13 protein-coding genes are annotated in these 15348 nt (G+C 58.1%); 1 reads left to right on the top strand and 12 read right to left on the bottom strand.

Annotated elements, in window-relative coordinates:
• Nucleotides 1-340: 340 nt before the first annotated feature.
• A complete protein-coding gene (locus ACR0J8_RS08015; protein ID WP_480523246.1) occupies nucleotides 341-3661 on the top strand; it encodes an ATP-binding protein in 3321 nt (1106 codons plus the stop codon).
• A gap of 50 nt (nucleotides 3662-3711) precedes the next feature.
• Here the strand turns inward: ACR0J8_RS08015 and ACR0J8_RS08010 are convergent, their stop codons facing one another.
• From ACR0J8_RS08010 to ACR0J8_RS07955, 12 genes are all read right to left on the bottom strand, one after another.
• A complete protein-coding gene (locus ACR0J8_RS08010) occupies nucleotides 3712-4407 on the bottom strand; it encodes an RraA family protein (RefSeq protein ID WP_480889561.1) in 696 nt (231 codons plus the stop codon).
• On the bottom strand, nucleotides 4404-5099 hold the full coding sequence (locus tag ACR0J8_RS08005; RefSeq protein ID WP_480889559.1) for an alpha/beta fold hydrolase: 696 nt from the start codon (nucleotides 5097-5099) through the stop codon (nucleotides 4404-4406). The genes ACR0J8_RS08010 and ACR0J8_RS08005 overlap by 4 nt, the downstream gene beginning before the upstream one ends.
• Nucleotides 5096-6220: a cobalamin-independent methionine synthase II family protein gene (locus ACR0J8_RS08000; RefSeq protein ID WP_480523241.1), complete on the bottom strand. Its 1125-nt coding sequence runs from the start codon at nucleotides 6218-6220 to the stop codon at nucleotides 5096-5098. Before ACR0J8_RS08000 ends, ACR0J8_RS08005 begins: the two co-directional genes overlap by 4 nt.
• A 102-nt stretch (nucleotides 6221-6322) precedes the next feature.
• Nucleotides 6323-7285 (bottom strand): cupin domain-containing protein, encoded by a 963-nt coding sequence (locus tag ACR0J8_RS07995; protein ID WP_480523239.1) that lies wholly within the window; start codon nucleotides 7283-7285, stop codon nucleotides 6323-6325.
• Between the two features lie 151 nt (nucleotides 7286-7436).
• Entirely contained in the window at nucleotides 7437-8411 is a 975-nt protein-coding gene (locus ACR0J8_RS07990) for a nuclear transport factor 2 family protein (RefSeq protein WP_480523237.1), read from the bottom strand.
• Entirely contained in the window at nucleotides 8408-9427 is a 1020-nt protein-coding gene (locus ACR0J8_RS07985) for a LacI family DNA-binding transcriptional regulator (RefSeq protein ID WP_170817123.1), read from the bottom strand. Before ACR0J8_RS07985 ends, ACR0J8_RS07990 begins: the two co-directional genes overlap by 4 nt.
• Nucleotides 9427-10194 carry an SDR family NAD(P)-dependent oxidoreductase gene (locus tag ACR0J8_RS07980; RefSeq protein ID WP_480523235.1) on the bottom strand — a complete coding sequence of 256 codons (768 nt, stop codon included), beginning with the start codon at nucleotides 10192-10194 and terminating at the stop codon, nucleotides 9427-9429. The genes ACR0J8_RS07985 and ACR0J8_RS07980 overlap by 1 nt, the downstream gene beginning before the upstream one ends.
• Nucleotide 10195: 1 nt before the next feature.
• Nucleotides 10196-11245: an ester cyclase gene (locus ACR0J8_RS07975; protein WP_480523233.1), complete on the bottom strand. Its 1050-nt coding sequence runs from the start codon at nucleotides 11243-11245 to the stop codon at nucleotides 10196-10198.
• A gap of 98 nt (nucleotides 11246-11343) precedes the next feature.
• Complete coding sequence (gene hisD / locus ACR0J8_RS07970) at nucleotides 11344-12681, bottom strand: histidinol dehydrogenase (protein WP_480523231.1); 1338 nt, start codon at nucleotides 12679-12681, stop codon at nucleotides 11344-11346.
• Between the two features lie 11 nt (nucleotides 12682-12692).
• A complete protein-coding gene (locus ACR0J8_RS07965; protein WP_170682669.1) occupies nucleotides 12693-13223 on the bottom strand; it encodes an ester cyclase in 531 nt (176 codons plus the stop codon).
• A gap of 135 nt (nucleotides 13224-13358) precedes the next feature.
• On the bottom strand, nucleotides 13359-14240 hold the full coding sequence (locus ACR0J8_RS07960) for a carbohydrate ABC transporter permease (protein ID WP_170463829.1): 882 nt from the start codon (nucleotides 14238-14240) through the stop codon (nucleotides 13359-13361).
• A 9-nt stretch (nucleotides 14241-14249) separates the two neighbouring features.
• Nucleotides 14250-15281 carry a carbohydrate ABC transporter permease gene (locus ACR0J8_RS07955; RefSeq protein ID WP_170611510.1) on the bottom strand — a complete coding sequence of 344 codons (1032 nt, stop codon included), beginning with the start codon at nucleotides 15279-15281 and terminating at the stop codon, nucleotides 14250-14252.
• Nucleotides 15282-15348 lie beyond the last annotated feature (67 nt).

Here is a 15348-nt window from a genome sequence, read left to right as displayed (position 1 = left end):
AAGCACATGATCTGAACGGCGGCATTGTTACGCCGATCTTATATGGGTGATACGTCAGGCCAATGAAACGCTTCCGGATGAAGCACAGGCATCCAAGGATTACGGCAACCATTACAAGGGCCGTCAAAGCGCCCCGCCGAGAAGTTTATGTTGGGCCGGGTTAAAAAGGCGCATCGAAGCCCTTGACCCGTTAACAAACTGGGCTTCTTCATTGAAAGAATATTTCCTAGGATGTCATCGTAATTTGTAACGAGTGTATTGAAAGCTAAGCTAACAGGGAGATGCCTGTTGTTGGCGCGCAGACATTGCGCCCTGCCACGACGGCAAGTGAAACCACCGAATGTCCGATATCGCGCTTTGGCTTGAGAAACACGGTTTGACTAAGTACGCCAAGGCCTTTGCCGAGCATGAAATCGAACTGAGCGATCTATCCGAATTAACGGACCAGGATCTTGTCACGATCGGACTTCCCCTTGGTCCGAGACGGCGTTTCCTGAAAGCGGTTCGTGTCGATGCAGAGGCCGGGCAAAGCCAGCCCAAGGGTCCTGACGGCCCGACAATCGTGGCCGAGCGCCGGCAGCTTACTGTAATGTTCATCGATCTGGTCGGGTCAACTGAAATTGCCCAGCGCGTCGATCCCGAAGATCTGGCGGAGGTACTTCGGCTTTTCAAGGAAACATGCGCTGCGTCCGTTGCGGCCTTTGACGGCCATATTGCAAGTTATTATGGCGATGGAATCATGGTCTTTTTCGGGTTTCCTCACGCCCATGAAGATGATGCGGAGCGTGCCGTTCGTGCGGGGCTTCGCATTATCCAGGAAGTACCGGCTATTCGCACTCACGCGAAACTGAATGTCAGAATTGGGATAGCGACCGGATTGGTCGTCGTTGGTGATTTGCGCGGCGAAAAAATGTTTGAGGATGGAACCGCCATGGGCGAGACGCCCAATCTGGCCGCCCGTCTGCAGACTATGGCGGACCCAGGAACTCTGATCGTCGCTCCAAGCACGCAACAATTGGCGGGCGACGCTTTCAACTACGTTCTGCGCGGCGCATTTAAACTCAAAGGTTTCGCCAGGGAGGTTGAAGCCTGGCAGGTTACCGGAACGCGGGAAACCGTCAGCCGCTTTTTGGCCTTGGATGACGAGTTGCTCAAGCCTTTGGTCGGCCGCACCGCAGAGTTTGAGACCCTGAACGAAAAGTGGCGGTTGGCCAGGAACGGTCAGGGACAGGTTGTGCTGGTGTCAGGCGAGCCTGGAATTGGCAAGTCGCGATTGGTTGAGGAATTACGACAGAGTATTGCGGGGGTGCCGCACACTCAAACTCGATACCAGTGTTCGCCTTACCATTACGCAAGTGCGTTTTATCCTGTCATTCGCCAACTCAAAATTGCGGCGGGACTCCGTTCCGACGATTCAAGCGACGTAAAACTCAAAAAAATCTCTGCCGTTCTTGGCGATCAGTCTGACCATGCATTGAAATTGGCAGCGTCGCTTCTGTCGGTTCCATTTGAAGATCAATTGGGCCCGTTGAATCTGACTCCGCAGCATCTCATGGAGCAGACGCTGGAAATGCTGCTGAGCAATCTGACGGCAGTGGCCGGGAAAAAACCGCTGCTGTTCCTGTTCGAGGATGCGCATTGGATTGATCCGACGACCAAGCTGTTGCTGGATCGGATCGTGGACCGGATTCATGACCTTCCGGTGCTGGTTGTCATGACATTCAGACCCGAGTTCGACCCGGGCTGGGCGCTGCAATCAAATCTTTCGAAAGTGGTTTTGAAGCAGTTGGATTTCCACCAGGTCAAGAACATTGTGGATGAAGTCGCCAAAGGCCAGTCGATCTCGGACGAAATGTATGACCTCGTTGCGGCCAGATCCGACGGTGTGCCTCTATACGTGGAAGAAGTGACCAAAGACCTTCTGGAATCCGGCGGTTTGACCGAAGGAACAGACGCGTATTCAATGGGTCTAGTTTCTCCGGCGAACTCGGTTCCCAGTGCCTTGCACGATGCGTTGATGGCGCGCCTTGACCGGTTGAGTTCGGCCAAGGAAGTGGCCCAGATCGGAGCTGTCATTGGACCTCAGTTTTCGTATCCGCTTATCGCCAAGGTGGCCCGCATTGAAGATACAGCGTTGCGCGCGGGTTTGGAGCTTTTGTTGGATGCAGGCATAGTCACGGTTTCTGATGCCGATGATCATGAAACCTTCAGTTACCGTCACGCGCTTATTCGCGACACCGCCTACAACAGTCTTCTGAAAAGCGAACGCCGTGTTTTGCACGCTCGTGTTGCCCGAAGACTGGAAGACAAGGAGGTTCATACGGGTGATGCCAGCCCGGAAATTCTGGCACACCACTACACGATGGCGGGCATGAACAAGGAAGCAATCGACTACCGGCATCTTGCGGGCCAGCACGCGGTTCAACGATCTGCCAACATCGAGGCAGGTACACAATTGTCCCTGGCGATTGAGCAGTTGGCGGAACTGAGCCAAAGCACCGATCGGGACCGAAAAGAAATCGAGATACAGGTTCTCAGGGCAGGTGTTCTGCGATCAACGGCTGGTATTGCCGCTGATGAAACCGGTTCTGTCTACTCAAGAATACGCGACCTTTGTGAACGCGTTGAAGAGACAGAACATTTGTTCCCGGTTCTGAACGGTTTGTATTCCTTTCATTTGGTGCGCGCCGAGTACGATTTGGCCAGAAATGTTGCTGGGCAATTGCTGGATCTGGCGCATTCGACTGGCCAGACGCAACATCAAATGGTGGCGCACCGGGCGATGGGCGCGGTACTATTTCATATCGGGGAACTAGACCCGGCCTACGCGCATCTGAGCAAGGCGCTGGAACTCTACAGCCGGGAACGCGATGGGCATCTGGCGTTTATTTACGGATCGGACCACGCCGCGATTACCTCATGTTTCCTAAGCCTTGCGATCTGGATGCGCGGTGCGCCGGACAAGGCGCTTGAAGTCCAGAAAAAAGCGGTCGTTGCCGCAAAGGACCTTCAGCACGCCCACAGCATCGCGCAGGCGCTGACCTACCTGTGCATGCTTCATCTTCTGCGCCGCGAACCGGAACAGGTTATCGAGGTTACTGATCAACTTGAGCAGCTTTCCTCCAAGCACTCCTTCACATTCATGACTTTGACGGCATCCCTCTGGCGAAGCTGGGTGGATGCCCATGTTTCACCCCAGCCGGAAACGATCCGCGCATTACGCAAGGCATCAGAAGCATGGTGGGCCAGCGGCGCGGGAAACTACAAGCCGTTCTTTCTTACCTTGATTGCGGAGCTCACGCTGAAATCCGGCGACCGGGAAGGTGCGCTGGATTGCCTCGCCGAAGCACGCAAACACCACGGACTGACCAATGAGGGATGGGCCCAAGCTGAGACGGAACGGGTCTATGCCCTCGCATCTTCAGAGAATGGGGTCGCTGAAAACGAGTTTCGTTTGGGTTTGGATGTCGCGCGACAACAGAATGCCAAGATGTTCGAACTTCGAACGGCATTGGACTATGTCAAGCACTGCCAAAAATACGGTCGAGCTGCCTTTCCCACTTCCGATCTTCGTGCCGTCTTGCAAACGGTCACGGGCGGAGAGCATACAATTGACGTGAGCGATGCCTTGAAATGGCTTGATGAAACAACCGTCGGCTAACGCACGTCTGCTCAAGATGACACGGACGGGTAACTCGTCCCTTGCGCCTCCTAGGTTCGAGAGGCTTCAAACGCCGCCCACGCTTTTTCAAAGGCGTCGAAATCGAACCCTGATTGACGCGCGGGCACCAGGATAAGCTTCTCAGTTTCAAGCAACTTGATGATCGCCTGTTCAAGCACGTCCATCACCTCGGGCGGAACCACCAGTGCGCCATGCCGGTCTGCATGCACAAGGTCCCCGTCCCTGATTGAAAGTCCGAAGATCGACACCTGCGTTCCAACCTCTTTCACGTGCACGAAACCGTGGCTTGGCCCGACCGAGCCCGCCACAACCGGAAACCCGTCGGGCAAATCGCCGAGGTCGCGCATAACCCCGTTGGTTAATGCGCCACTGATGCCAAAACCCTTGTGGATCGTGGTGTTGATCTCACCCCAATAGGCACCGATGCAGTGCGGGTAATCCGTATCCTCGACCACGGTCACGACCGGACCGGTCCCCGAAGCCATGTTCCGGTAGTAGTCCATCCGACGCTTTCGGATCACCTCTGGCGCCTCGGTCGGCGGGTTCACGGCGGCAATCTTCGCGGTGCGTGCATATCCCACCATCGCGCCCGCACCGGGATCAGAGCACAACATGGTGCCCCGGGTGAAATCATTGAACCCTCGTTTGCCTTGCGCCACTTCGATGGCGTTGCAAACCGTGGGGGTATCGACCTTTTTCAGCAGGTTCAGCAGGGAATTCTTCATATCGCCTCCAGCCAGCGGGTCAGAGCCGCCGTGGTTTGTTGCGGTTGTTCCAAAGTCGGCAGGTGACCAGCCCGTTCGATAACCTCGAGCCGGCTCTGCGGCATCAGCGCGTGCATCATTTCGTGCCGCGATACCGGACATAAGGCATCGTCGCGCCCACACAGAACAAGGGCTTCACCGTTGAAGTTTTGCAGCGTTTCGCTTTGGTCTGGCCGATCTCGCAACGCTTTGGATTGATTGACAAAGACATCGGGACCAAGACCCTCTGCCATATCCATGCAAAGGTTCAGAATTGCAGCTTTGTCCGGGCCATCGGTCAGATAGTTGGGTTTCATCTCGTCCGCCATCACGATGCGCAGGTCTCCTCGTTCGACAGCCGCAATCTGCGGACCGCGCCTGGCTTTGACCTCATCCGTTTCGGCCAAATGGTTGGTGTCCATCAGCGCCAGGCCCACCACACGGTCCGGTGCCTGCCGCAGGATTTCCATAGCCACGATACCGCCCATTGAGAGCCCCGCCACAGCAAACCGTTGCGGCGCGCAGGCCAGCACGTCTTTGGCAAGAGCCGCCATCGTGTCATGGCCCCCGATTGGCGCAGTCAGAATTGGAACCCTGCCCGACAAAGCCGCGATTTGGGCGCTGAAAAGTCGCGCGTCACACATCATCCCAGGCAACAGAACAAGTGGCGTCATTTGACCAATGCGGCCCCTTCGGCAAGCGCGCCCAGCTTGGCATAGGCTATGTCCGGGTCGACCGCGCCGAAGCCGGCAAAAGTGCCAAAGCCGCAATCCGATCCCGCAATCACCCGGTCGCCCCCTACGATATCCGCAAAGCGTTCAACCCGCTGCGCGATCAGTTCGGGATGTTCGACAAAGTTCGTCGTGGTGTCGACGACGCCCGGCACCAGAATCTTGTCGGCTGGAATTTCGGCTTTGCGGTCACGAAACACGGTCCATTCGTGGGCATGGCGCGGGTTCGAGGTTTCGAACAGCACATAGCGCGACTTTGTCGACATCAGTGTCGAAAACACCTTGTCCATGCCGATATCGCAGCAATGCGGACCTTCGTAATTGCCCCAGCAAATGTGAACACGCACCTTGTCGGCCGGCACATCCTGCAACGCGTGGTTCAGCGCCTCGACATGCATGTTGGCGATTTTCAGGAACTCATCGTCGGACAGATCGGTGAACAACATATGCCGCGACAGAGCAAGATCGGGGCAATCCAGTTGCAGATCAAGACCCGCACCAACAATGGTTTCGTATTCCGTCTTCATCACGTCGGCCAGCGCTACCAGATAGGCCTCGCGCGTTGGGTAAAAGTCGTTTTGCAGGAACAGGGATATCACCCCGGGGCTGGCGGCGTTCATGAAGCCGCGCGCCACCCCGTGTTCGGCCATCGCCGCCTTGAGATTGGCAATATCCTTCTGCAACTCATCCTGCCCTTTTGAACGCACCTCGCCCACGCACATGGGCCGGGCATATTGCGGGGTTCCGCCGTCATTCGCCAGCCGCTGCAGAAAGCCCGGGAACATCTTGAGGTCCGCTGGCGCGTTGCGCGGGCTGTCACCGGCAAAGCCGGTGTAGCGGTCCTTGACATAGGTGGCGTACGAGATTTTCGAGGTTTCACCGTCCGATACGATATCAATCCCGGCCGCCGCCTGTTTGCGCACGGTATCGGACACGGCTGCGGTCATGCAGGTGTCAAATTTGGCCTGATCGAACGGCTCCTCCCGCTCGCGTGCGAAGATGAAGTCCACGACCTCCTGACTGCGCGGCAAGCTTCCCACGTGGGTGGTCAATATGCGGGTCATTTGTTCATCTCCCTTCGAAACTCAGTCCCGCGCCGGGACGGATGCCCGACGCAGGTTCTATTTGGCGCGCCCCAACCGGAAGGGGAACGCGCGCTGGCACCATTAAGCACCCGTCCAGGTCGCCCCGGCCGGATCATCGGTTGCAGTGATCCGGTACAGGCCCGCTTCGCCGGTCATCGAAGGCTCGGCGCTGTAGCTTTCGCCGGGCAAGGCCAAGGCAGTGTCGCCGTTCGACAGGGTGGTCTCAACATCGTTGATCCGGATGCGCCAGTGACCGCTTGCGGGCATCAATACGACCGGTTTTTCAGCCACGACCGCCTCGGTCACGGCCGAGCCGCGTGTCAGAAAATCAACCTCGAACCCGGGCTTGTCCTTGATCAGACCCTTTTCGCCGATCACAACCGCCGGCTTGTGCGCCGCCAGTGCCATCAGGTCCCAGTAGCGGGCGACATATTTGCCGATCACCGCGTCGACGGGAACCTCGGGGTACGCTTTCAGTTCTTCTTCGGTCAGCAGCGGCATGGGCTGCACATTGTGCGGCAGGTCCTCGCCCTTTTTGCTGTCGTACAGAACACCGTTATTGCCCAGCATCAGACCATGTGCCTGTGCGTCCTCGATCACCTGCGGTGCCCAGGTCACGCCGCCACCGGCATCGTCGCCACCCAGCATCGACATGATCATCCCATAGTCCTGGCCCACATTCTCGAAGCCGCGGAAGATGCCCGTCGGGATGTTGAAGATGTCACCTTCCTCGGCGATGAACTCGCCTGCAGTGCCATAACGGCCCCAGAAGAACCGCCACCGGCCTTTGGCAACAAAGAAAACCTCGGCCGTGGTGTGGCTGTGAAGCGAGTTGCGGCATTTCGGGGGCTGCCCCGCTGCGCCGATGTTGAACCCGATCTTGTCGGTGATGTGGACGTGCTGGTCCGGGCTTTCGCTGACCCCGCCACCGATGATGGTAAAGTTCTCTTTCTGGTCCGAGCCCGGCGTGTGGGCGTCGATAAATGCGGCTTTACAGGGTTTCAGTTCGCCATAGCGGACAATGCGGCTTTCGATGGTACTCATATCTTTCTTCCTTTTGCGGGGGGTTTGATCGGATCAAACCGTTCCACCCGGCGGGCGATTGTTCAGCCGCCGGGCGCGCAGGCTGGCGCGGTGGGCGTGGTAACGCCGCATCGCCTGCCCGGCATCCAGATTTGAGATACGGCACGGCATGCTAGAGATCGCCAGTTTTCAAAAGGATCTGTTTCCAGATCGATGTTTCGTCAAAAAGGGTGTATTCCCTGCGCAGACCCCAGGGGCCAAACTCGGCCTGGCTGATACCCAGAACAAAGACCTCGGCCCCGGTTGGAACGCCAAAGACACCCCAGCCGTCGTGCTTGCCGTGCAGCGTCCAGCGGATCGCGGCGCGCGGCGGCATTACCGGATCGTCGCGGCCAATCTGGTGCTGAATCTTGAATTCTGCATTCGGGAACGAGGCGCGCAGGCCCATCCAGAACCGGTCCACCGGACCCCAGCTGTGTCCTGTGGTGCCGCCGGGATATTCCGACAAGACGGCGCGGTCATACTCTGCCTCGATCACACCCATGTCGGCATTCATGATACGGGTCAGAATATCAGCGTATTTCTGACCCCACTCGTTGTCATTTCCACGCCCTTTGTAAGGGCCTGGCTTGTCATTTGCGGGCGTGTAGGGTTGCACGCAGGCGTCTGGCCCACCTTCACGGGCGATCAGGTCTCGGGCGTATTCCTTGGGATCCCAGCCCATCTGCTGAACAATCGCGCTCTGGTCGCGGATCAGCCATTCGTCGTTGATCTGGTTGTTGATGGCGTGGCAATCGGCCAGAATCCGGTAAACCAGCTTTTTCCCTGTGGCCTTACCGTAAACGCCATCGCCCAGATGGGTCGCCGTTGACAGCAACCGGTGCGAGGACAGCATCCCTGCTTCCGGGGTTCCGGACCAGATTACATCCTCGCCCAGAAGCGTACGGTCGGGAAACTCGGCAAGGGTGGCCATCGTGGCGGCGATAACACCCTGATTGCCAACCACAACCGATCCAGGTGAGCGCACCACGATGTCCGGCGCGTAATAGTGATGCAGCGTGGCTATGCCGCGATCCTCCCAGATCTCCTTGGTGATGCCGATGATGTAATCGGGAAAGTCTTTGAATTTGGGATCAAACCCCTTCATGTCTTCCATCCTTCAGGTATGCGGGCCGAGCCGCGAACAATAAGAGGTCCGTCAATCTCGACCCGGCGCGGACTGACATCAGGATCTTCGATTTTGCTGAGCAGAATATCGACGGTCTCAGCGACCATGCGGTTGGCGGGTTGGCGAATGGTGGTCAGGTTGTACGCCGGCCATGACGCCACGGCGACATCGTCATATCCGATGACCGAAACGTCGCCCGGGACATTCAAACCCAACTCGAAGCGCAGCGTGTCCATCACGGAAATGGCCATGTGATCGTTGGCGACAAACACAGCATCAGGCGCATCGGAGTTGAACATCTTAAGCGTCGCTTGCCGGGCTTCTTCGGCCACAAAATTCCCGACTTCGCGGGCGTGCAGCGTGACCCCAGCCTCCTTCAAGGCCGCCACGAACCCTGCTTCGCGATCCCTCTGGGTCGAAGCACCTTCCCATCCGGCGATGTAACCAATCTTTTGGTGCCCGCCGGCCAACAGGAACTCGGCGGCCTTTCGTCCTCCGGCCACATTGTCGGACGTAACTGACGACATGGCAGTATCGTCCTGTGCCCGATTGAACAGCACCATCGGTACGCCTGCGGTTCGGCAGCGGTCGGACAGATCCGACGACAGTGCAACCGAGGCCGCGATGATCCCGTCGACCTGAAAGTCGAGTATTTCCTCGACCACGTTGTCGATATTTCCAGCCTGATGCGAGGCCATGAAAATCAGCACGTGGTACCCACGCTCCTGCAGTGTGTTTGTCAGCTTTTCCAGCGCCTCAGGATAGAACTGATTGTTCAGATATGCGACAACAAGCCCGATGATCCGGCTTTTCCCAGACACCACGGCGCGGGCCAGAACGTTCGGGCGATACCCCAGTTCCTTGGCGGCCTTGCGCACCTTTTCCACGGTTTTCTTTGATGCCGATGCACCAGGGGTGAAGACCCGGCTGACCGCAGATTGGCTGACCCCTGCGAGGCGGGCGACTTCCAGTGATGTAACCTTGTGTGTCGCCATCAGTCCGCCGTCCAACCCCCGTCAACCATAAGCGCCGTGCCGGTCACCAAGGCCGATGCATCCGACGCCAGGTAGACCACCGCCCCCATGATGTCCTCAATCTCACCCGGCCGGCCCAGCTTGATCTTGTCCAGAATCCAGGTTCGTTTGTCCGGATCGTCGAACGTTGACCTGGTCAGGTCGGTCAAGATGAATGTGGGACAGATGGTGTTGACGCGGATCTTTGCGGATCCGAACTCCAGCGCCATCGCCTTTGAAAACCCCTCGACGGCGAATTTCGACGCGCAGTACACGGCGCGTTCCCGGCCCCCCACATGACCCATCTGGCTTGAGATGTTGATCAGCGAACCGGGGCGGCCGACCTCCAACAACCCTTTGGCAACGGCTTGGGTCAGGAAATAGGCCCCTTTGACATTAACGCCCATGACGGCGTCAAAATCATCCGGTTGCGTGTCCACAGCCTTGCTGTGGCGGGCAAGGCCGGCCGAGTTCAGCAAAATGTCGAAAGGTCCGTTTTGCGCCACGGCCGCGGCTGTGGCTGCAACGTCCGAGACGTCCAGCTCAAGTGTCTTGGCTGACCATCCGCGCGCTGACATCTCATTCGCGATGTCTTGCAACGCGCCAACGCGGCGCGCTGCCAATGTGACCTCAGCACCATGTTCCGCAAGGGCTACAGCGCAGGCCATGCCGATGCCAGATGAGGCGCCGGCGACCAGAGCGCGCTTGCCGCTCAGACTGAAACTTGGGGTGCTGGGGAATTGGGGCATATCAGACCTCGCCGACCGGGAACGGAATTGTGCCCGGAACACGTGCCTTGTTGAACTCGCGCAGGCGGGCAAAGACATCTACGCCCAGTTGGCGGTAGGCGTCCAGCAGATCGACCATCACCCAGTTTTCTCGGATCAGGCCATCCTCGAGCCTCCAGAAATCAAGGCTGCGCATGGTGATCCGCTTGCCGGACGGCGCAATTCCCATCCAGCCATCATGCGTGACGGTCTGAATCATGTCCGGCCAACCGGTCACGGCGGCATAATCACCATCGCCAAAGAAGTGGTAGGTGATTTCATCGACGTATTTGCCGCGGTCGGGCATACCGTTCAGAAAGGGGATCTGGTGCCAGTTGCGGAAACCCGCGATGCCGCGCCCGGTTCCAATCCCGGCGGGGCCGTACCAGTTCATGCGCGGATGCCAGAACTTCTCCATCTCCATCACTTCAGGCCCACCCTGGCTGGGGTGTTTCTTCAGATGGTCCAACATGTCGACGATATGGGCGCATGAAGTCTTTGACTTCGCTTCATCCCACGGACCTGGCACCATCCCGTCGAGCGTCGCAGGGCCGGGAATACAGAACTCCAGCCCCAGTGACGGAACCATCGGCCAGGCCTTGGCCTGCATCATCACTTCGGGGATGTCCCAGAGCGTCTGGATTTCCACAACCTTGTCGCCTTCGAAGCGATAGAATTCGTGGAACCGCATATGGGTCAGATGCCCCGTCGGCGGGATGTCCAGCCAGGGGGCGACGAAGGTACCAACGTAGTGGCCGCCACAGCCGACCCAATCATTGCCCTGTTCGGTCCGGCCACCCATCACGATCCAGTCACGACGCTCCAGATCGGGCATGGATCTCAGCAGCGGCGCATAACAGGTGTCATAGAGTTCCTGCGGTCCGGTCAGGTCACCAAACGGGTGCGGCATGTGAACGATGGCATCCGGCGCGATCACCGCACCCAATGCCGCGCGAACGCCGGTTTCATCGAAGTTGTACATGGCCTCGCGCAGAGGCGCGATCAGGGCCTTGTGGGTAGAGTGTTTGTCCATTGCGAAATCTCGCATTGCTTTTACTGCTTACTTCAGAAATTTCGTGACGCCCGGGCCAATCCCGGGCGCTGGTTTGACAGCGATTTCCGCCGCGCCTGTCAGGTGGCCTCGGCGGTCTCGCGATACACAGCACCCTCTCCATACGGCACGTTGATGCCGCCAAAACGGCGGACGCGGATGTTGCACTGTTCGGCGTGGCCGACAAAACCTTCCAGCATGCAAAGCCGCGAACCGTATTCGCCGACCATTGTTGCGGCCTCGTCGGTCAGAACCTTCTGATAGCTGTGGGTTTTCAGGAACTTGCCCACCCAGAGGCCGCCAGTGTAACGCCCGGCTTTCTTGGTCGGCAGCGTGTGGTTGGTGCCGATTACCTTGTCGCCATTGGCAACGTTGGTGCGTGGCCCGAGGAAAAGCGCGCCGTAGCAGGTCATGTTTTCCAGGAACCAGTCATCGCGGTCGGTCATGACCTGAACATGCTCGGACGCGATGTCATCAGCCACTTGCAGCATCTCGTCATAGGTATCGCAGAGGATGACCTCACCATATTCCTCCCAACTGACCTTGGCAGTACCGGCGGTGGGCAGGATGCCGAGGATACGGTCGATCTCGCTCAGCGTGTCTTCGGCCAGCTTGCGCGAGTTGGTGACCAGAACGCAGGGACTGTTATAGCCATGCTCGGCCTGCCCCAGCAGATCGGTGGCGCAAAGCTCGGCATCGGCTGCGGTCTCATCGGCGATGACCATCGTCTCGGTCGGACCCGCGAAAAGATCGATACCGACGCGGCCAAACAACTGGCGCTTGGCTTCGGCAACAAAGGCATTGCCGGGTCCAACCAGCATGTGAACCGGATCGATGGTTTCCGTACCGATCGCCATGGCGCCAATCGCCTGAATGCCGCCCATGACATAAATCTCATGCGCACCGCCCAGATGCATCGCCGCGATTACAGCCGCGTTCGGCCTACCCTGAAATGGCGGCGTGCAGGCGATGATCCGGGGAACACCCGCAACCTTTGCCGTTGCCACAGACATATGCGCCGAAGCGACCATCGGGAACTTGCCACCGGGGACGTAGCAGCCCACGGACTGCACCGGGATATTCTTGTGCCCCAGGATCACGCCGGGCAGGGTTTCAATCTCGATATCCAGCATCGAGTCGCGCTGCGCCTGGGCGAAATTCATCACCTGCTTCTGGGCGAATTTGATATCGGCCAGTTCACGCTCGGACAAAGACGCAATCAGATCGTCGATCTGTTGCTGGCTCAGGCGAAAGCTTTCGGGCGAGTAGCTGTCGAATTTCTCCGACAACTCGCGAACCGCGGTATCGCCTCGGGTTTCGATGTCCTTCAGCGTTGCCTCGACAACGGCGCGGGTTTTGGCATCGTCGTCGGCCCGGTCAGCCTCGGGTTTGCCGCGTTTCAGGTGTTCAATTGCCATTGTCCTAATCCTCAGTTTTCGGGCCGGGGCGGAACCTTCTCTCCCCGGTCAAATGCTTCCCAGCCTTCTCCATTGAACAGATCAACGCCCAGCTGCGCGGCAACGTGGGCAAAATCGACATTCACCCAATTGTCGACGATCTTGCCGTCAACGACTTTCCAGAAGTCCATGTAGCGGATCTCGACCCGCTTGCCGGTGGGGGCGATACCCAGAAACTCGCCCGAATGTGTCGCCTCCTGCCGGCCAAAGGCTGCGGCCCACTCGCCCATGTAGAGGCGCGCTTCGTCGATGCAGGTCTTGTCGGAAAACGCCGCCTGAAACGGGCGCTGCCAGTTTTCCTGAAATTCCTTCAGCCCGGTCTTGGTGCCGCAGCCCTGGTTGCCCAGCCAACGGAACCCTTCCGCGAAAAACTCGCCGATATCGTCAATGCGGTGGTCGTTCAGACCGTCGACCATCCCCTCGATCACGGCCCGGGTTTGTTCGGTTTTGCTCATGTCCGTGTCGCGTGTCAGCACGGCCTGTTCAGGGCGGGAACCCTTCATGTCTCTATTCCTTATCTGGTTGCCAAGAGGTTTTCTGTGTGGACGGGGAGGGTTAGTCGGCCGTCAGAAAATCCCTTGGCATCCGGTTGAGCGCCGGGTGGCGCGCAATGGCATTATGTCTTGCAGATGCGCTCATCAGCCCTTGACCGCCCCTGCTGTAAGACCGCTGACGATCTGGCGCTGGAAGAACAGGATCAGTACGAACAACGGGGCAGTGGCCGAAACCACGGCTGCGACCGCGTACATGACCTTGCCTTCAACCTGGGTTGTGCCCATGAAGCTGTTGATGGCGGGAATGATGGTCTCGTTCTCTTCACTCAGCAGCATCACGGCCACGGTAAAGTCGTTATAGGCCAGCAGGAAGCTGAACAGGCCTGTGGTGATCACGCCGGGCCACATGACCGGGACAATAACATGCCGGAAGGCCTGAAACCGGGTGCAGCCATCAACCATGGCGCTTTCGTCCATGTCCTTGGGAATGTTCTTGAAGAACGAGTGCAGCATCCACAGGGTAAAGGGCTGGTTGATCGCCACAAGCACGATGATGGTGGTCGGCAGGATGCCCCAGACATTCCACTCGAAGAACCACAGCAGGTAACCCGAGACCAGCGTCATATGCGGCATCGCGCGGAAGACCAGCGCAGCCATCAGGATCCAGAACGCATAGCGGAAACCGGATCGCGCCAACGCATATCCCCCCAGCGTTCCGAAGGTCAGCGAGATCAGCACGGTGAAGAAGACCACAATGCCGGTGTTCTTGAAGTTGAACCAGAAATCTTCCAGAACCCACGCCCCGTGATAGCCGGCACCGGTAAAGGCGCTGCCGGTTTGCTCTATCGTGTTGGCACCGGTCAGGGCATTCATCCAGTTGGCCTTGGACAAGAAGTCGGCCTGTACCTTGAAGCTGCCCCAGAAGGTCCAGAAGAACGGGAAGGCAGCGATCAGCAGCCAGAGGGCCACGAAACCGTAAGAGAACAGCTTTAGCGGGGTCATGCGGGATTGTGCTTTGGTCGCCATGTCGTGTCCTCAGTGAGATTTACGGGTGAAGTCGCGCCAGGTGCGAACAAGCACCGGAGACATCAGGATGACCGCAAGGATGATAGTTATCAGCGAAGTCGCACCTGCTGAGGCATAGAGCGGATTGCCGCTTTCGCGCAGATCGTTGTAGATGATCCAGCTGAGCGACTGTGCGTGGGCCTCGGCTTTGAAGCTGACGATCGGCTCAAAAACGCGGAAGTTATCCATGATCAGCATGAGCGTCACAAACGAAACCAGCGGCATCAGGTGTGGAACGATCACATGGATCAAGCGCTGCCACTTCGTCGCGCCATCGATCTGTGCCGCTTCCATCGTATCATCGGGGACGGTTTGCAGACCCGCGTAGAAGGTGATGAAACTGAACGGCAGGGTATGCCACACGCCGTAAACCATCAGCATGGTCCATGTCAGCGCCGTCGACGCCTTCAAGCTGAGTGTCGGATCATTGAATATGCGTTGAATGGTGGCGCCGATTACACCATCACCATCGACCATCCAGAACAGGATCAGCGAACCGACAAGCGGAGTGACAAGAAACGGCAGTAGCGAAATGAAGATCGCAACCCCTTTGAGCGCGCGGGGCAGGTTGTTGACGCCAACGGCAATGGCCAGCCCAAGGGCCAACACCAACGGCGTGACAATAAAGGTATAGGCCAGGGTGAATGTCAGGGCGCTGTAGAACGGCAGGTTATACACCTTAGCCCAAAAATCACCCAGGCTTTCAGAGCTTGCCCACGCTTCTCCGATCTCGGCAAAAGCCAGGTGTGAACGGTTGATGTATGTGCCCAGACCGTTAAACCGCCCAAGGGGTTGTTCTGCGCGCAGCTTTGCAGTGGCCTCGGTGTCGACCGTGGTGGTCGGGGTACACCCAAATGGTCCGCAGCTTTCAGAAACCAGCAGAACCTGCTCATGCTCGACAAAGAGCGATTGGACGAAAACCGAGACGATCGGCAGAGCGATGAACAGGATCATCGCGGAAAGCGTGGGCAGAATGAACCAGAAAAAGGTGCGGTGCTTCATGGCGTACGTCCCAGTCTTTAGTCCGGAAAAAGATGAGGGGGGCAGATTGCGCCCCCTCAAGTCGGGG

This window comes from Ruegeria sp. N11 (genome assembly GCF_056531525.1).
Note: the sequence above shows the minus strand (reverse complement) of the source record. Positions and strands in the feature narration are given on the sequence as shown.

Excerpts from the sequence above, each read along its gene's own strand:
- ACR0J8_RS08000 (WP_480523241.1), bottom strand. The coding sequence starts at position 6,220 with ATGACCCGCATATTGACCACCCACGTGGGAAGCTTGCCGCGCAGTCAG.
- ACR0J8_RS07975 (WP_480523233.1), bottom strand. The coding sequence starts at position 11,245 with ATGGACAAACACTCTACCCACAAGGCCCTGATCGCGCCTCTGCGCGAG.
- ACR0J8_RS07960 (WP_170463829.1), bottom strand. The coding sequence starts at position 14,240 with ATGGCGACCAAAGCACAATCCCGCATGACCCCGCTAAAGCTGTTCTCT.
- ACR0J8_RS08010 (WP_480889561.1), bottom strand. The coding sequence starts at position 4,407 with ATGAAGAATTCCCTGCTGAACCTGCTGAAAAAGGTCGATACCCCCACG.
- hisD (WP_480523231.1), bottom strand. The coding sequence starts at position 12,681 with ATGGCAATTGAACACCTGAAACGCGGCAAACCCGAGGCTGACCGGGCC.
- ACR0J8_RS07955 (WP_170611510.1), bottom strand. The coding sequence starts at position 15,281 with ATGAAGCACCGCACCTTTTTCTGGTTCATTCTGCCCACGCTTTCCGCG.
- ACR0J8_RS08015 (WP_480523246.1), top strand. The coding sequence starts at position 341 with ATGTCCGATATCGCGCTTTGGCTTGAGAAACACGGTTTGACTAAGTAC.
- ACR0J8_RS07995 (WP_480523239.1), bottom strand. The coding sequence starts at position 7,285 with ATGAGTACCATCGAAAGCCGCATTGTCCGCTATGGCGAACTGAAACCC.
- ACR0J8_RS07990 (WP_480523237.1), bottom strand. The coding sequence starts at position 8,411 with ATGAAGGGGTTTGATCCCAAATTCAAAGACTTTCCCGATTACATCATC.
- ACR0J8_RS07985 (WP_170817123.1), bottom strand. The coding sequence starts at position 9,427 with ATGGCGACACACAAGGTTACATCACTGGAAGTCGCCCGCCTCGCAGGG.
- ACR0J8_RS08005 (WP_480889559.1), bottom strand. The coding sequence starts at position 5,099 with ATGACGCCACTTGTTCTGTTGCCTGGGATGATGTGTGACGCGCGACTT.
- ACR0J8_RS07980 (WP_480523235.1), bottom strand. The coding sequence starts at position 10,194 with ATGCCCCAATTCCCCAGCACCCCAAGTTTCAGTCTGAGCGGCAAGCGC.
- ACR0J8_RS07965 (WP_170682669.1), bottom strand. The coding sequence starts at position 13,223 with ATGAAGGGTTCCCGCCCTGAACAGGCCGTGCTGACACGCGACACGGAC.